This is a genomic window from Enterobacter sp. PL_is514, assembly GCF_055816715.1.
In genome coordinates this window covers 257,918-273,228 of record NZ_JBVPGN010000033.1, presented here as the reverse complement: position 1 = coordinate 273,228, position 15,311 = coordinate 257,918, and the positions used below count along the sequence as shown (strand labels likewise).

Here is a 15,311-nt window from a genome sequence, read left to right as displayed (position 1 = left end):
CAACCTCCCGCTGCGCTATTTCAGCAGCTTGTCGAGCATGTTGATATCGCTGTTGTTGTGCAGGTGCGGTACGGTCCAGCCGTGCTGATCGTATTCGGACATGCAGCGGTCGACCATCGCCATCATCTTGTCCATGTTGCCGGAGCTCTGCGCCTGGCGCAGACACTGCAGGCGAATCTCATCCTGGCTACCGGAGTAGTTAATTTCGTACAGCTCGTGACGACCGCCAAACTCGCTGCCGATGGCGTCCCACATCAGCTTCAAAATCTTGATGCGTTCGACGTGATCCATGCCGTTGGAGCCGCGCACATATTTCGCCAGATACTGGTCGATCTGCGGGTTGTTCAGATCCCGGGCGCTGGACGGCAGGTAGATCAGCCCGGAGGTGACGTTACGCTCGATGATGTTCTTGATCTTGGCGTAGGCCATCGGCGCCATCACGCGGTAGGTCTGCAGCGCGGCGTGATCCGGCAGGTAAGCGCCGTTGACCCACGGGGTGGCTTCAGAACACATGGAGTCGCTCAGCGCCCAGAACATGTTGCGCCAGGCCACCACTTCGCCGAGATCCGCCTGCACGCCGCGGAACTCCAGGGTACCGGTGCATTCCAGGGATTTTTTCAGCAGGGCGGTGATGAAGTCGAGCTTCACCGCCAGACGCACGCATGCCTGCAGCGGGTACATGCGGGCGAAACCGCCCTCCATCGTCCAGCGACGGCAGCGGTCGAAATCGCGGTAGATCAGCACGTTTTCCCACGGGATCAGCACGTGATCCATCACCAGGATGGCGTCGTTCTCGTCGAAGCGGCTGGAGAGCGGGTAGTCGTACGGGGATCCGGTTGCGCCTGCCACCATCTCGTAGGAGGCGCGGGAGATCAGCTTCACGCCCTCGGCATCCATCGGCGCGACGAACATCAGCGCGAAGTCCGGGTTTTCGCCCATCACCTGCGCGGAGCCGAAGCCGATCATGTTGTAGTGGGTCAGCGCCGAGTTGGTCGCCACCACTTTCGCACCGCTGACGATAATCCCGGCGTCGGTCTCCTTCTCCAGCTTGATGTAGACGTCTTTTACCTCGTCCGCTGGCTTGTGGCGGTCGATCGGCGGGTTAACGATGGCGTGGTTAAAGTACAGGCCGGTTTCCTGAATGCGGGTGTACCAGTTCCGGGCGTTCTGCTCGAACTGGCCGTAGAAGGCCGGGTTGGCGCCCAGCGCGCAGCCGAACGCGGCTTTGTAGTCCGGCGTGCGGCCCATCCAGCCGTAGCTCAGGCGCGACCACTCGGCGATGGCGTCGCGCTGCTGGCGCAGGTCGTCGGCGCTTTTCGCCACGCGGAAGAACTTGTGGGTATAGCCGCCGCTTCCGGTGTCGGTGCCCCAGCAGAGCGTGTCCTGCATGTCCGGCTTGTGCAGCGCGTCGTACATCTGTGCGATGGAGGCTGCCGCATTGCGAAACGCCGGATGGGTGGTGACGTCTTTGACGCGCTCGCCGTAGATATAAATCTCACGACCGTCCTGCAGGCTTTTTAAATACTCTTCGCCGGTTAACGGGCGTTTGGCATCAGCGCGGAACTCTTCAGGCTTCATAGGGGACCTCGTATCGGAATAGGGTTGTTAAATTTATGTTTTGTTTTTGTTGTTTAATTGAAGCCTGAGAGGGACGTAACGTGAAGGGACGATTGGGACAACGACGGGTACTTTTCGGGTGGGATGTGGTTTTGTGATCTGTGCGGCTTTTCGGCGGGTGGCGCTGCGCTTACCCGCCCTACGAACCGTGATGCGTTCAGGAAACCGGTACTTTCTGCGCCCGATACGCGCTCGGCGAGCACCCCACTAAGCGGTTAAAAAATCGGGCGAAATAGGCCGGATCTTTGAACCCCAGCTGCCAGGCAATCTCGCTGACGGTGCTGTCGGAGAAGAGCAGCAAGCGCCTGGCCTCCCGCAGCTGGCGGTCGAAGATCAGGCGTTTTGGCGGGCGGTTGGCGAAGCGGCGGCAGATATCGGTCAGGCGAGATTCGGTCAGGTGCAGCTCGCTGGCGTATTCCGGCACCGTCCAGTGCTGGTGGTAGTGGGTGTCGATCAGCTGGGTAAAGCGCTGGAACAGCTTCAGCTCGCCGCGCATGCCGCCTGAGGCGTGGTCGTCGAGCTTCGCGTTGCGCAGCAGCAGGGTAAACACCGCCTGCGCCAGCAGGACCAGGGTATGCTCGCGCCCGGGCAGCTGCTCCGTGGATTCCCGGGCAATCAGCTGCCAGTAGTGCTTCAGCGCCGCCAGCTCGTCCGGCCTGTCGGAAAGCGAAAGACAGATCCCCGGCAGGCCGAACGCCTCCCGCGTGCCGGGGTAAAGCACCTCCAGCAGCGGCCAGATCAGATCCTCACGCACCGTCAGCACGTGCCCGTCGCTGTCGGATTCGGTGATAAACGCGTGCGGCACCGACGGCGGCGTGAGGACGAACAGCGGGGCCTGCACCGAGTAGCGGTGATCGTCGAGCTGGAGCTCAATCTGCCCGGTATCGAGAAAGTGCATCTGAAAGTACTGGTCGTGACGATGCGCCTGCATGTCGCGGCCAAAAAAGGCCGCCATGCGGGCGAACGACTGGTAGTGCACATCGTCGGTGCCCAGACTTTCGTCGTACTCCTTGCTGATATCAATGTTGGCGATAGGGCTCTGGCACATGAGCGTTCCTCTGTTGATCCCGCTGCGTCATCGGAATGCGCGTCAGCACCAGCGCGCCGACCACCAGCAGCCCGGCCACGAACCACAGCCCCGAGCTGAAGCTGCCGGTCGCGTCGCGCAGGATCCCAATCAGCAATGGGCTGACGGCGGATCCGACGTTGCCGATGGCGTTGATCACCGCCAGCGCCACCGCGCGGGACTGCAGGCTAATAACCCGATCCGGCGTGGTCCAGAATATCGCCATGGCGGTAAACGATCCGGTTGAGGCCATGATGATGCCAAGCAGCTGGATCAGGCTGTGATCCGTCGCGGAGGCCAGCATCCATCCCGCCGCCGCGAACAGATACGGCAGGATGGTGTGCTTTTTTCGCTCTTTCAGCCTGTCGGAACGGCGGCTCCACCAGATCATCCCGAGGATGGTGCAGAACTGCGGGATCGCCGCCAGCAGGCCGATGACGATGTTGCTGCTTCCCGTGTTGAAGCTTTGCAGGATCTGCGGCGTCCAGATGTTGATCGCGCTCAGCGTGTTGGTCAGGCAGAAGTAGGCCAGCGTGTAGAGCAGCACCGCCGGGGTCAGCACTTCGCGCAGGGTAGAGCGTGCCGAGGCAGGCTGCGTTACGGCCAGCTCCTGCTCGCGGGCGATCATCGTTTTCAGCGCCTGTTTTTCGTCGTCATCCAGCCAGGTGGCCTGGTCCGGCGTGTCGTTGAGGTAAAACCAGGTCACCACGCCGAGCACCACCGACGGCAGCCCTTCCAGCAGGAACAGCCACTGCCATCCCTTGAGGTTCCACAGCCCGTCCATCGCCAGAATGTACCCGGAGAGGATCGAGCCGAGCATCATGGTGACCGGCATAGCAATCATAAACAGCGCGTTGGCGCGGGCGCGGTGATAGGCCGGGAACCACCAGGTGAGATAGACCAGGATCCCCGGCAGGAAGCCGGCTTCGGCAATGCCCACCAGCATGCGCAGGACATAGAGCGTTTCAGGGCTGGTGGCGAACATGGTGCAGGTGGAGGCGATGCCCCACACCACCATGATCCCGGCGATCCAGCGCCGCGCGCCGATCTTCGCCAGCATGATGTTGCTCGGGATGCCGCACAGCACGTAGGTGACGTAAAACAGCGTCGCGGCCAGGCCAAACATGGTTGACGTGAGGCCCAGATCTTTACCCATCGTCAGCCCGGCGAAGCCGATGTTGATGCGATCGAGGAACGAGAAGACAAACAGGATAAAGAGAAAGACGATCAGACGCCGGAACAGCTTGTGAATTACGCGGTGTTCAACAGCTTTATTATCATGGGCTTGCAGGGTAGAGGTCGTCATGGTGCGCTCCAGATCTTACGTTTAGTAGACGGATTTATTGTTATTAACTGACGTAACCGGTTGTTCGATAAAACGTGCCGCCAGCGCTTCCGCGCCGCGGGCGAGCAGGGTGGTGTCGACGCCGACGGCGACAAACCGCGCGCCGAGTTCAAGGTAGCGTTTAGCCAGCTGCTCGTTCGCCATCAGGATGCCGGGGGCTTTACCGGCGGCGCGTATCTGCGCGATCGCCTGCTCGATGGCGGCCTGCACCTCCGGGTGCTGCGGATTGCCGGCAAAGCCCATGTCGGCGCTCAGATCCGCCGGGCCGATAAACACGCCGTCAACGCCTTCCACGTCCAGGATCTGCGGCAGGTTTTTCAGCGCCTCGCGGGTTTCAATCTGCACCAGCACGCACATGGCTTCGTTGGCCTGCTGCAGGTAGTCCGGGATGCGGTTCCAGCGCGACGCCCGCGCCAGGGCGCTGCCGACGCCGCGAATGCCCGCAGGCGGGTAGCGGGTGGCACGTACTGCCAGCCGCGCTTCGTCGGCGTTTTGCACCATCGGTACCAGCAGGGTTTGCGCACCCACGTCCAGCAGCTGTTTGATTTGCACCGGGTCGTTCCACGACGGGCGGACCACCGGCTGGCTGGGATAAGGGGCGATAGCCTGCAGCTGGGTTAAGACGGTCTGCACGCTGTTCGGCGCGTGTTCGCCGTCGATCAGCAGCCAGTCGAAGCCTGCTCCGGCCAGCAGCTCGGCGCTGTAGCTGCTGGTCAGCCCCAGCCATAACCCAATTTGCGGACGGCCTGCTTTCAGCGCCGCTTTAAATGCGTTTTGCATCGTGCTCTCCTAGACAAAGCGGCAGCTGATGGAGCCCATGTTGCCGTAATCGACGTGGAAGGTGTCGCCTCTGCTGGCGGGCACCGGGCGGGTAAACGAGCCGCCGAGAATGATCTGGCCAGGCTCAAGCTGCACGTCGTACGGCGCAAGCTTGTTGGCCAGCCACGCCACGCCGTTGGCCGGGTGGTTCAGGACGCCTGCGGCCACGCCGGTCTCTTCGATGACGCCGTTGCGGTAGAGCAGGGCGGAGATCCAGCGCAGATCCAGCTCGTCGGGCTTAATCGGACGGCCGCCGAGGATCACCCCCGCGTTGGCGGCGTTATCGGAGATGGTGTCGAAGACCTTGCGCGGACGCTGGGTCTCCGGGTCGACGTTGTGGCAGCGGGCGTCGATCAGCTCCAGCGCGGGGATGACGTAATCCGTGGCGTTGTAGACGTCGAAGATCGTGCAGTTCGGGCCGCGCAGCGGTTTTGCCAGTACGAAGGCCAGCTCCACTTCAATGCGCGGGACGATGAAGCGATCGACGGGAATGTCGCTGCCGTCATGGAAGAACATGTCGTCCAGCAGCGCACCGTAGTCCGGCTCGCTGATTTGCGAGCTGGCCTGCATTGCTTTGGAGGTGAGGCCGATCTTGTGGCCCTTCAGCACGCGGCCTTCGGCGATCTTCAGGCTCACCCATTCGCGCTGGACGGCGTAGGCGTCTTCAATCGTAATCTCCGGATAGTCCAGCGAGATCGCGCGGATCTGCTCCCGGGACTGTTCCGCCTGATGCAGACGATGGGCGATCAGGGTATGGGTATGTTTGTCGAGCATGGCGATATCCTGTTGTATTGTTTTCTCCCTCTCCCCGTGGGAGAGGGTCGGGGTGAGGGCATCAGGCCGCAGCGATTTCCCCTCACCCTAACCCTCTCCCCATAGGGGCGAGGGGACTGGGCGTGCTGTTGTCGCCGGGTGGCGCTGCGCTTACCCGGCCTACGTTCGAGCCGTTGTAGGCCCGGTAAGCGCAGCGCCACCGGGCGGAAAAGATGTCTACTTAAACAACGCGTGCACGTTGTTCTGTTTGTAATTAAGCGTCGGGTGCAGTTCGTCGAGCTCAAACGACAGCGCCAGATAGCGGCTCGCCATCAGTTCCGCAAAGTGCGCTTTGATCAGCCCAAACAGCATCTCCCCCACGGCTTCCCGGCTCTCCAGACTGCGCCCCGCGCCAATCTTCAGCGTCATATGGACAAAGGCGTAATCGTGCTTGCCGTCGGCCATCTGCCAGGTGTCCAGCCAGTGGGCGCGGCTGCGGATACCGCCGAGCGGGAAGATGCTCGTGGCGGCGAGCGCCTCGTTCACTTTGGCGAACAGCGCCGGCAGGTCGGCCTGCTGGCGGATGTTGTCGGTACATTCAGCAATAAAGTGCGGCATGGTGGCTCCTTACGCGGGCAGAGGGAAAACGGCGTTGACCTGGCCGGTGCCGGAGCTGGCGAACAGCTCGGTGAGAAACTCCACCTTGCCGTCGTATTTGTCCCAGCCGAGCATGCCCAGCAGCATCACCGTGTCGTGCATGTTGCCCTCGCCGTAGCAGTAGTCGGCGTACTCCGGCAGCATGCTGCAAAACTCCTTAAACTGACCCTCGCGCCACAGCTTCACCACGCGCTCGTCCATCTGGCGGTCGAACTCGCGGGTATAGCTGTTCATCCCTTCTTCCGCGCGCTGGTCGTCGATAAAGCGATGCGACAGCGAGCCGCTGGCGAGCACCGCCACGGTGCCGTCGTATTTTTCTATAGCGCTGACGATGGCCTCGCCTAGCCTGCGGCTGTCGGCGAAGTCGTGAACCGTGCAGAACGCCGAGATGGAGATCACTTTGAAGTGCTTATCCGCGTTCATGTAGCGCATCGGCACCAGCGTGCCGTACTCGAGCTTCAGGCTCGGAATGTTGTGCGCTTTGGCGCGCACACCAAGCTTCACCGCCTCGTCGGCAATCAGCTGGCCGAGTTCCGGGTTGCCGTCGTAGTCGTAAGTCATGTCGCGGATAAAGTGCGGCAGCTCGTTGCTGGTGTAGACGCCCGAAAAATGGTCCGCACAGTTGATGTGGTAGGCGCTGTTCACCAGCCAGTGGGTGTCGAAGACGATAATGGTATCGACGCCCAGCTCCCGGCAGCGCTTGCTGATCTCTTTGTGTCCGTCGATGGCCGACTGGCGGCAGCCGTGGTTTTTGCCCGGCAGCTCGGAAAGGTACATCGACGGCACGTGGGTGATTTTCGCTGCTAACGCTAATTTACCCATTTTCAGATCCCCCACTTTGGAATCGGATGGTCGCCCATGGAGATGCAGACGTTCTTCATCTCCGCGAACACCTCGAAGCTGTACTCGCCCCCCTCGCGGCCGGTGCCGGAGGCCTTCACGCCGCCAAACGGCTGGCGAAGGTCGCGCACGTTCTGGGTGTTGACGAACACCATGCCTGCTTCGATATTGCGCGCCAGGCGCAGCACCTTGCTGACGTCCTGGGTCCAGATGTACGACGCCAGGCCGTACTCCACGTCGTTGGCCAGGCGCAGCCCTTCCGCTTCGTCCTTGAACGGCAGCAGGCAGGCCACCGGCCCGAAGATCTCCTCCTGCGCCACGCGCATGCGGTTATCAACATCCGCCAGCACGGTCGGGCGCAGGAAGTTGCCGCCTTTCAGGTATGCAGGCAGGTCGGTCGGTTTGTCCGGGCCGCCCGCCAGCAGGGTTGCGCCTTCCTCGATGCCGAGGCGGATATAGCCGGAGACTTTCTCCCAGTGCTGCTGGCTAATCAGCGCGCCAATCTGGGTATTTGGATCGGTCGGGTCGCCCACGCGCAGGCGGTTGGCTCGCTCGGCAAAGCGCTTCACGAATTCCGGGTAGATGCTCTGCTGGATAAAGATGCGGGAGCCCGCGGTGCAGCGCTCGCCGTTTATGGAGAAGATGGTGAACAGGGCGGCGTCCAGCGCGCGCTCGATATCCGCGTCTTCAAAAATCAGCACCGGGGATTTGCCGCCCAGCTCCATGGAGTATTTCTTCAGCCCGGCATTTTTCATGATGTTGCGCCCGGTGGCGGTGCCGCCGGTGAAGGAGACCGCGCGCACGTCGTGATGACGCACCAGCGCGTCGCCTGCCGTCGCGCCGTAGCCCTGCACCACGTTCAGCACGCCCGCCGGAATCCCCGCTTCGAGGGCCAGCTCGCCCAGACGGTCGGCGGTCAGCGGGGAGAGTTCGGACATCTTCAGCACGGCGGTATTACCTAAGGCCAGACAGGGCGCGACCTTCCAGGTGGCGGTCATAAACGGCACGTTCCACGGCGACACCAGCGCGCAGACGCCCACCGGCTGCACCAGGGTGTAGTTGAGCATCTTGTCGTCAACCGGGTAGGTCTTGCCGTTCATTTGCTGGCACACCTCGGCGAAGAACTCGAAGTTGTGCGAGGCGCGTGGAATGAGCACGTTTTTGGTCTGGTGGATCGGCAGGCCGGTGTCGGCGGTTTCCATGGCGGCGATCTCGGGCACGTTCTGGTCGATCAGATCGCCCAGACGACGCATCAGGCGCGCGCGCTCCTTCATCGGCAGGTTGGCCCACTTCGGGAACGCCTCTTTGGCGGCGGCAACGGCCTGGTGAATTTCAGCTTCACCGCCGGAGGCAACTTCTGCCAGGAGCTCGCCGGAGGCCGGGTTAGTAGTGTGGAAGTAGTCGCTGCCCGCGACGTTTTTACCGTTGATCCAATGGTTTATCTTTTTCATTTTGCCGTCTCCTCACTCACAATTCGGTTCACCAGGCGTCCAACGCCTTCCACTTCCACCACCACCTCATCGCCCGGCACCACGTCGGAGAGCCCCTTCGGCGTGCCGGTGGCAATCATGTCGCCCGGCTGCAGGGTCATAAAGTCGCTCAGGTACGCAATCAGGTACGGGATGCTGAAGATCAGATCCGCCGTGGTGCCTTCCTGACGCAGCTCGCCGTTAACGAAGGTGCGCAGGGCGAGGTTGTGCGGGTCGGGAATGGCTGCTTTTGGCACGATGTTTGGGGAAATGGGGGTCAGCCCGTCGCGGCTTTTCACCCGCAGGTTCGGGCGGTAGTAGTTTTCCAGGTAGTCGCGGATGGCGTAGTCGTTGCAGACCGTGTAGCCCGCAACATAGTCCATCGCATCGGCTTCACTGACCTTACGCGCGGTTTTACCGATGACCACCACCAGCTCCGCTTCGTAATGCATGTATTCGATATTGTTCGGACGCACCGACGTCTGGTTGTCACCGTTGAAGGTGTTTGGCGCTTTGATAAAGACCAGCGGCTCGGTGGGCGGCTTGAAGTCCAGCTCGCTGGCGTGGTCGGCATAGTTCAGACCGAGGGCAAACAGCGTGGCGTGCGGCGGCGTGCTGTGCGCAATAGTGACATTGCGCTCATCCACCACCGGGTTTTCCAGCGGCGGAAAGCCCTCCGCCAGAATACGCACGCGATCGCCCGGGCGGATCTCAACGCGGCTGTGAGGGGTACCGAGCAGGATCGCATCGCCGGGATTGAGGGTGGCGAACTCGCTCAGGGCGCTCAGCAGTTCGGCAGCGTTACGCTGAAGATCGGTGGTGTTCCAGTGGTCCGCTTCGCGGCCGTTGATCTCGGTGATGATGGTCAGGTTATCTACGTTATCAACGGCGACCATTTCGCCGAGCGGGCAGAATCCATCACGACATTTGGCCTTGATGGCCGGGCGATAGAAGCTCTCTTCCGGCAGGCTCACCTCGTTGGCGAGCGCGTATCCCGCAATATATTCCGCAGCGTCCTCCACGCGTACCTTGCTGGCGGTTTTACCCACGACCAGCGCCACCGTGGCGCCGCTGAGCACCTTTTCCCCCTGCGGGAACGGAATGGGTTCGCCCGCACGAATCACGGTGTTATGGGGTTTGATAAACCACACGGCTGTTTTCGGCGGCGTGTTGTAGGGGGCTTTTTCAAATGCCTCACGCCAGGCTTCACGCTGGCTTTGATGGTTGAGGGCGACGGCAAAAACGGTACCTTTCATTCACATACTCCTCAGGCCGGATGTCCTGTTTGGATTTCATTAATATGTTAATGATCTGGTTTTATGCTTTTGCTGCTCATTTCGCAATCAGAAGTGAAAAATTTGTGATATGAATAACAATAAATTTACATATTGAGTTTTATGTGCATTAAAATCAGTGAGTTAACAAAATCGATGGGTTTCTGTTAGACTTTTTGATGGAAAACGTGTTGTTTATAAAAACATCTTTTAGTGATTGTTTACTTGTTAATGATGAGAAGGGAAGAGGCTATGCATGATTCATTAACCATCGCGCTGCTGCAGGCGCGGGAAGCAGCGATGTCCTACTTCCGCCCGATCGTGAAGCGCCATAATCTGACCGAGCAGCAGTGGCGCATTGTGCGCGTGCTGGCTGAACATCCGTCGATGGATTTTCACGATCTGGCGTTTCGCACCTGCATCCTGCGCCCGAGCCTGACCGGTATTCTGACGCGCATGGAACGTGACGGCCTGGTGCTGCGCCTAAAGCCGGTGAACGACCAGCGCAAGCTGTACGTGTCGCTGACCAAAGAGGGGAATGCGCTGTATGAACACGCTCAGGCGCAGGTCGAAGAGGCGTATCAGCAGATTGAGGCGGAATATACGCCGGAGAAGATGAAACAGCTGACGGCGCTGCTGGAAGAGTTTATTGAACTCGGAAACCGGCATAACGCAGCGCGGGAAGAAGAGTAAAAACCCCAAATTCCAGGATGATTTTCGTAAAGTTTTCCCTTTCCAGGCCGAAAATTCTGTATCTGCCTGAGGAAAGAGAAAACATGTTAAACCGTATCAAGATTGTCACCAGCTTAATGCTGGTTTTAGCGATATTTGGCCTTTTACAACTCACATCCGGTGGTCTTTTCTTTAATGCTCTGAAGAATGACAAAGAGAATTTCACCGTCCTGCAAACCATTCGCCAGCAACAGTCCACGCTGAACGCCAGCTGGGTAGCGTTGCTGCAAACCCGTAATACCCTGAACCGCGCGGGTATCCGCTACATGATGGATCAGAGCAATATCGGCAGCGGCGCGACCGTTAACGATTTGATGCAAATCGCGTCTACGTCTCTGAAACAGGCGGAAAAAAACTGGGCTGCCTACGAAGCCCTGCCGCGCGATCCGCGTCAAAGTGATGCGGATGCCATGGAGATCAAGCGTAACTATGATATTTACCACGGTGCGCTGGCGGAGCTGATCCAGCTGCTTGGCGCGGGCAAAATTAACGCCTTCTTCGACCAGCCGACCCAGAGCTATCAGGACGGTTTTGAGAAGCAGTACGTGAGCTACCTGCAGCAGAACGACAAGCTGTACCAGATGGCGGTCGAAGACAGCAACAGCTCCTTCAGCCAGGCTATCTGGGTGCTGATTAGCGTCCTGATTGCCGTGCTGGTGGTGATCGTGGCCGTCTGGCTCAACATCAAGCAGACGCTGATCTCCCCGCTGAATCGTCTGATCGACAACATTCGCCATATCGCCAGCGGCGACCTGGTGAAGCGTATTGAGGTTCAGGGCACCAACGAAATGGGTGAACTGGCCGACTCGCTGCGTCATATGCAGGGTGAGCTGGTGCGTACCGTCGGCGACGTGCGTAACGGCGCGAACGCGATCTACAGCGGCGCGAGCGAAATTGCGATGGGCAATAACGACCTCTCCTCCCGTACTGAACAGCAGGCCGCTTCCCTGGAAGAGACCGCTGCCAGCATGGAGCAGCTGACGGCGACCGTTAAGCAGAACGCCGAGAACGCCCGTCAGGCGAGCCATCTTGCCCTGAGCGCCTCTGAAACCGCGCAGAAAGGCGGCAAAGTGGTGGATAACGTGGTGCAGACCATGCGCGATATCGCGGGCAGTTCGCAGAAAATTGCCGACATTATCAGCGTGATCGACGGCATTGCTTTCCAGACCAACATCCTGGCACTGAACGCGGCGGTAGAAGCGGCGCGTGCGGGCGAGCAGGGCCGTGGCTTTGCGGTGGTGGCCGGTGAAGTGCGTAACCTGGCCCAGCGCAGTGCCCAGGCGGCTCGTGAAATCAAGAGCCTGATTGAAGACTCCGTGGGTCGCGTGGAAGTGGGTTCAACCCTGGTAGAAAGCGCCGGTGAAACCATGGGTGAGATCGTGAACGCGGTGACCCGCGTAACGGACATCATGGGTGAAATCGCCTCTGCGTCTGACGAGCAGAGCCGCGGTATCGACCAGGTGGGTCTGGCGGTAGCTGAGATGGATCGCGTGACCCAGCAGAACGCCTCGCTGGTTGAAGAGTCTGCCGCGGCTGCGGCCGCACTGGAAGAGCAGGCGAGCCGCCTGACTCAGGCCGTGGCGGTGTTCCGCATTCAGCAGGAGCAGATGAAAGCGCGCGAATTCGCTGCGGCTAAAGCGGTTTCCACGCCGGTGATGGCGCGTAAAACCGCGACGGTCGATTCAGGCGATAACTGGGAAACGTTCTAACTCTGTGCGTTGTGCCGGGTGACGGCTGCGCCTTACCCGGCCTACGGAGCGTGGTTTTTGCCGGGTGGCGGCTACGCCTTACCCGGCCTACGGTTCAGGGTTTTGTAGGCCCGGTAAGCGCAGCGCCACCGGGCGATATTACAGAGGCAGGCGCATAGCGCAGCGCGTTTCATACGCGAAACCGTGCGCTGTCTCTTCTTCCCTTTTCTGACGCAGTTCAGGCGTCAGCGTCGTCATTTTTTCAAACCCCAGCCGCGCATAGAACGGCGCGTTCCACGGTACGTCCCGGAACGTCGTCAACGTCAGCGACGCCAGCCCCAGCGTGCGGGCATGGTCAGCCGCACAGGCGATAAGCTGCCGGCCAATCCCTTTTCCCTGCCAGTTCAGATCGACCGAAAGCTCCACGATAAACAGCGACGAAGAGTGCGCTTCGGTGAGGATAAACCCCACGGGGCGGTCGTTCACCCTCGCCAGCCAGCTTAGCCCACGTTCGACATACTCAAGGTGCTGCTCAGCAGAAATGACTTCACCGTCGGCAAGCCAGGCGAGCGCCGGGACTTCACGAAAGCGCTCGCCCGCCGCGCGTTCAATGGCGGGCAGGGCGGTAACGTCGCCGGGGCGCGTGGGTCGAAGGGTGATGTTAAGGTCGACCATTAGCCTGCTCGACTCACAATTTTAATTTCGACCATGCCAATTCCGAGCTCGCGCGGTGAATGGCCAAGAATATTCCCTTCATTGGTGGACTGCGGATCCGGCGGGACGATCACCAGGGTATTGCTGCGCGAAGGATTCTCAAAATGCAGCGTATGCGTGCTCACGTCGTTCCCGAGCGTCAGCGTCTGCTCCCGATCGCCCACGCGCACCGGTACGGGCTTGTTAGCGTTAGGGCCATACGCTCTGGCGGTGATCACCAGGTCGAACTGTTCCGGCAGCGGATGGGTGTACTCAATTTTCACCTCATTGCCCAGCTGCGCGTTTGACCAGCGTCCCCAGGACTCCGGCCGCGAGATGCCGCTAAACTGCTTCACTTCTTCCGGCGCGCCGGCCACGTTAAAGATAAAGCTGTCCGCTTTGTAGCGAATATCGTTGTCGCTGATTTTCAGCATGTCGATGTTGTGCTGATAGCGCGCCGTATCAATTACCGTATCTTTAAACGCGGTTTTGCCTTTCCACTGGGCTTTATCCACGTGCTGTACGGTTTGCTCCCCGCCAAGCTGACCCTGAGAGACGCACCAGTCGGTAGAGAGCGCCAGCGGCTGCGACCAGAGCTGGCCCATCTTGTAACATCTGTCGACCCAGACGAAATTATCGCGTGGCGCAAAATCGGCCAGCTGATAGCGCAGCGGCGCGGAATATTCGCTTTCCGGCAGGGGCTCAACGCGTCCCTCCGACACGCGCACCAGCAGCGGCAGACGGAAGTTGCTGCCCGAGAAGGCAATGGTGTTTTTATCCCGATCGACGGTGAAGTCCTTCATCTCTTTCGGGAAGTTCCACAGGCGGATGATGTCGGGCTTCCAGGCGAGGATTTTTTCCTTCATGTTGAGGAACACTTCCGACAGGGATTGCCCCGACAGCGTGCTGCGGCCCAGGCCAATAAAGTTGTCGCCGCCCAGGATGTCCAGCACGGTGGCGCCGTTATCCATGGAGTTGCGTTTGGTGGCAATCTCCTCCTGCTGCGGCTGGTCGCCGCGCAGGACGAAGAACAGATTGCTGCGATCCTGCTTGTTGAGCTGATCCCAGGCACTGTTTTTCATCGCCAGATGGTCAGACGAAACGACGATGACGGTGTTTTTAAACCAGGGTGAGGCTTTGATTTTCTCGACCAGCGCGGCAATGTGCTCCTGACTACAGGTGACGGCGCTGAAAGACTTGTTGTTTTTGCCATCAACGTTATAGCTTTTGCGTTTACAGCTGCGCGAGACGAACCCGTCAGGATGGTGAGTGTCCACCGTCAGCGCAAAGAGAGAGAAACGCTTGCCCGCGCGGGACAGCTCCTCGAATTTCTTCCAGGTTTCGTCGAGTACCGTATCGTCATAGAAGCCCCAGTCGTTGCGGTAGTTTGGGTCGGCAACCGTCGTTTTTAACTCTTCTGAGCCATACAGGTGATCAAAACCGTGGGATTTCAGGAACACATCTTTTCCGGCGAAGCGCAGGTTTGCCCCCTGCACAAAATAGTTTTCGTAACCGGAGTTTTTCAGGATATCGCCGAGGCAAATATTCTGTGGGAAGAAGGTCGACATGGAGGCTGAGGCGTTACCTTCAAAAGGCGCGAACAGCGGGATACCGCACTGGGAGGCAACCATCCCGGCAATCGTGTAATCCGTACCGGGCAGCTGCATGGTGTGGCTGAAATCGAGACCTTCATTTTTCAGCGCACCCAGATCTGGCGTCAGGTCCGGGAAGGCATCGTTATCAAAGTACGTGCGCTCCAGACTTTCTCCGTAGATATAGACCAGATTGAGCCTCGGGTTGGCGATCGTTTTCGACGGCTCTTTGTAGTACGCCGTGAAATCCGGATCGCCGTCGCGCGACTGGGATTTCACCAGTTCGGTGATCTGATGGAACGCCGGGCTGGCGTCGACGGAGGCCAGCGCCAGGAATAACGCCAGCAGGCTGTAGCCATGATGGTGTGGATGATGGCGACGTCGACGCAGCACCCAGGCCAGCGCGCCAAAAATGGTGACCAGCGCGACGACAAGGCCGAGCCCCGGAAGAATGTACTTGCTGACCCCCGCGCCCGTCAGGCTGTTTGTCAGCGTGTAGAGCACCGCATCGTTAATGCCGTCACCGGTAAAGTAATCGCTGGCGTATAAGGTAATGTTTAAAATAATAAAAATGCCGAGCACAACCAGCGTGGCGATAAACCACCAGGTGTGACGGCCGGCTTTGCAGGCGTAAACGCCGACAGAAGCCAGAAAAAGGATAAGAGACATGAATTCAGACAACAGCATATCCTCGTGACGCCAGATGCTTCGCTGGCTAACTGTTTATTTTTTGGGTCATACAATGTAATTGCGATGTCGTTAAGCT

The 15,311-nt window shown here is 59.6% G+C and carries 13 protein-coding genes; 2 read left to right on the top strand and 11 right to left on the bottom strand.

Features of this window, described 5'->3' with window-relative positions; translation table 11 throughout:
- Positions 1-15: 15 nt before the first annotated feature.
- The 9 genes from hpaB to hpaG all read right to left on the bottom strand — a co-directional run bounded on the left by hpaB (position 16) and on the right by hpaG (position 9,822).
- Positions 16-1,578 (bottom strand): 4-hydroxyphenylacetate 3-monooxygenase, oxygenase component, encoded by a 1,563-nt coding sequence (gene hpaB / locus AC0TNG_RS14320; protein ID WP_008501307.1) that lies wholly within the window; start codon positions 1,576-1,578, stop codon positions 16-18.
- Positions 1,579-1,774: 196 nt separating this feature from the next.
- Positions 1,775-2,665 (bottom strand): 4-hydroxyphenylacetate catabolism regulatory protein HpaA, encoded by an 891-nt coding sequence (hpaA, locus tag AC0TNG_RS14315; protein ID WP_024908293.1) that lies wholly within the window; start codon positions 2,663-2,665, stop codon positions 1,775-1,777.
- A complete protein-coding gene (hpaX, locus tag AC0TNG_RS14310; RefSeq protein ID WP_473712606.1) occupies positions 2,637-3,989 on the bottom strand; it encodes a 4-hydroxyphenylacetate permease in 1,353 nt (450 codons plus the stop codon). Before hpaX ends, hpaA begins: the two co-directional genes overlap by 29 nt.
- Before the next feature lie 21 nt (positions 3,990-4,010).
- Positions 4,011-4,808, bottom strand: a complete 798-nt coding sequence (gene hpaI / locus AC0TNG_RS14305; RefSeq protein WP_061716009.1) for a 4-hydroxy-2-oxoheptanedioate aldolase — start codon at positions 4,806-4,808, stop codon at positions 4,011-4,013.
- A gap of 9 nt (positions 4,809-4,817) precedes the next feature.
- Positions 4,818-5,621, bottom strand: coding sequence for a 2-oxo-hept-4-ene-1,7-dioate hydratase (hpaH, locus tag AC0TNG_RS14300; protein ID WP_024908290.1), 804 nt, complete (start codon positions 5,619-5,621; stop codon positions 4,818-4,820).
- Between the two features lie 216 nt (positions 5,622-5,837).
- Positions 5,838-6,218, bottom strand: a complete 381-nt coding sequence (locus tag AC0TNG_RS14295) for a 5-carboxymethyl-2-hydroxymuconate Delta-isomerase (RefSeq protein ID WP_473712607.1) — start codon at positions 6,216-6,218, stop codon at positions 5,838-5,840.
- 9 nt (positions 6,219-6,227) lie between these two features.
- Complete coding sequence (gene hpaD, locus AC0TNG_RS14290) at positions 6,228-7,079, bottom strand: 3,4-dihydroxyphenylacetate 2,3-dioxygenase (protein WP_041911312.1); 852 nt, start codon at positions 7,077-7,079, stop codon at positions 6,228-6,230.
- Between the two features lie 2 nt (positions 7,080-7,081).
- Positions 7,082-8,548, bottom strand: coding sequence for a 5-carboxymethyl-2-hydroxymuconate semialdehyde dehydrogenase (hpaE, locus tag AC0TNG_RS14285; RefSeq protein ID WP_032649920.1), 1,467 nt, complete (start codon positions 8,546-8,548; stop codon positions 7,082-7,084).
- Entirely contained in the window at positions 8,545-9,822 is a 1,278-nt protein-coding gene (hpaG, locus tag AC0TNG_RS14280; RefSeq protein ID WP_473712608.1) for a 4-hydroxyphenylacetate degradation bifunctional isomerase/decarboxylase, read from the bottom strand. The genes hpaE and hpaG overlap by 4 nt, the downstream gene beginning before the upstream one ends.
- 270 nt (positions 9,823-10,092) lie before the next feature.
- Between hpaG and hpaR the strand changes: the two genes are divergently transcribed.
- Together hpaR and tsr are read left to right on the top strand one after the other, a co-directional pair.
- Entirely contained in the window at positions 10,093-10,533 is a 441-nt protein-coding gene (gene hpaR, locus AC0TNG_RS14275) for a homoprotocatechuate degradation operon regulator HpaR (RefSeq protein ID WP_023334396.1), read from the top strand.
- 83 nt (positions 10,534-10,616) lie between these two features.
- Positions 10,617-12,281: a methyl-accepting chemotaxis protein gene (tsr, locus tag AC0TNG_RS14270; protein WP_024908285.1), complete on the top strand. Its 1,665-nt coding sequence runs from the start codon at positions 10,617-10,619 to the stop codon at positions 12,279-12,281.
- A gap of 138 nt (positions 12,282-12,419) precedes the next feature.
- Here the strand turns inward: tsr and AC0TNG_RS14265 are convergent, their stop codons facing one another.
- Complete coding sequence (locus tag AC0TNG_RS14265) at positions 12,420-12,935, bottom strand: GNAT family N-acetyltransferase (RefSeq protein ID WP_473712609.1); 516 nt, start codon at positions 12,933-12,935, stop codon at positions 12,420-12,422.
- Complete coding sequence (gene opgB, locus AC0TNG_RS14260) at positions 12,935-15,226, bottom strand: phosphatidylglycerol--membrane-oligosaccharide glycerophosphotransferase (protein ID WP_473701988.1); 2,292 nt, start codon at positions 15,224-15,226, stop codon at positions 12,935-12,937. The genes AC0TNG_RS14265 and opgB overlap by 1 nt, the downstream gene beginning before the upstream one ends.
- Positions 15,227-15,311 lie beyond the last annotated feature (85 nt).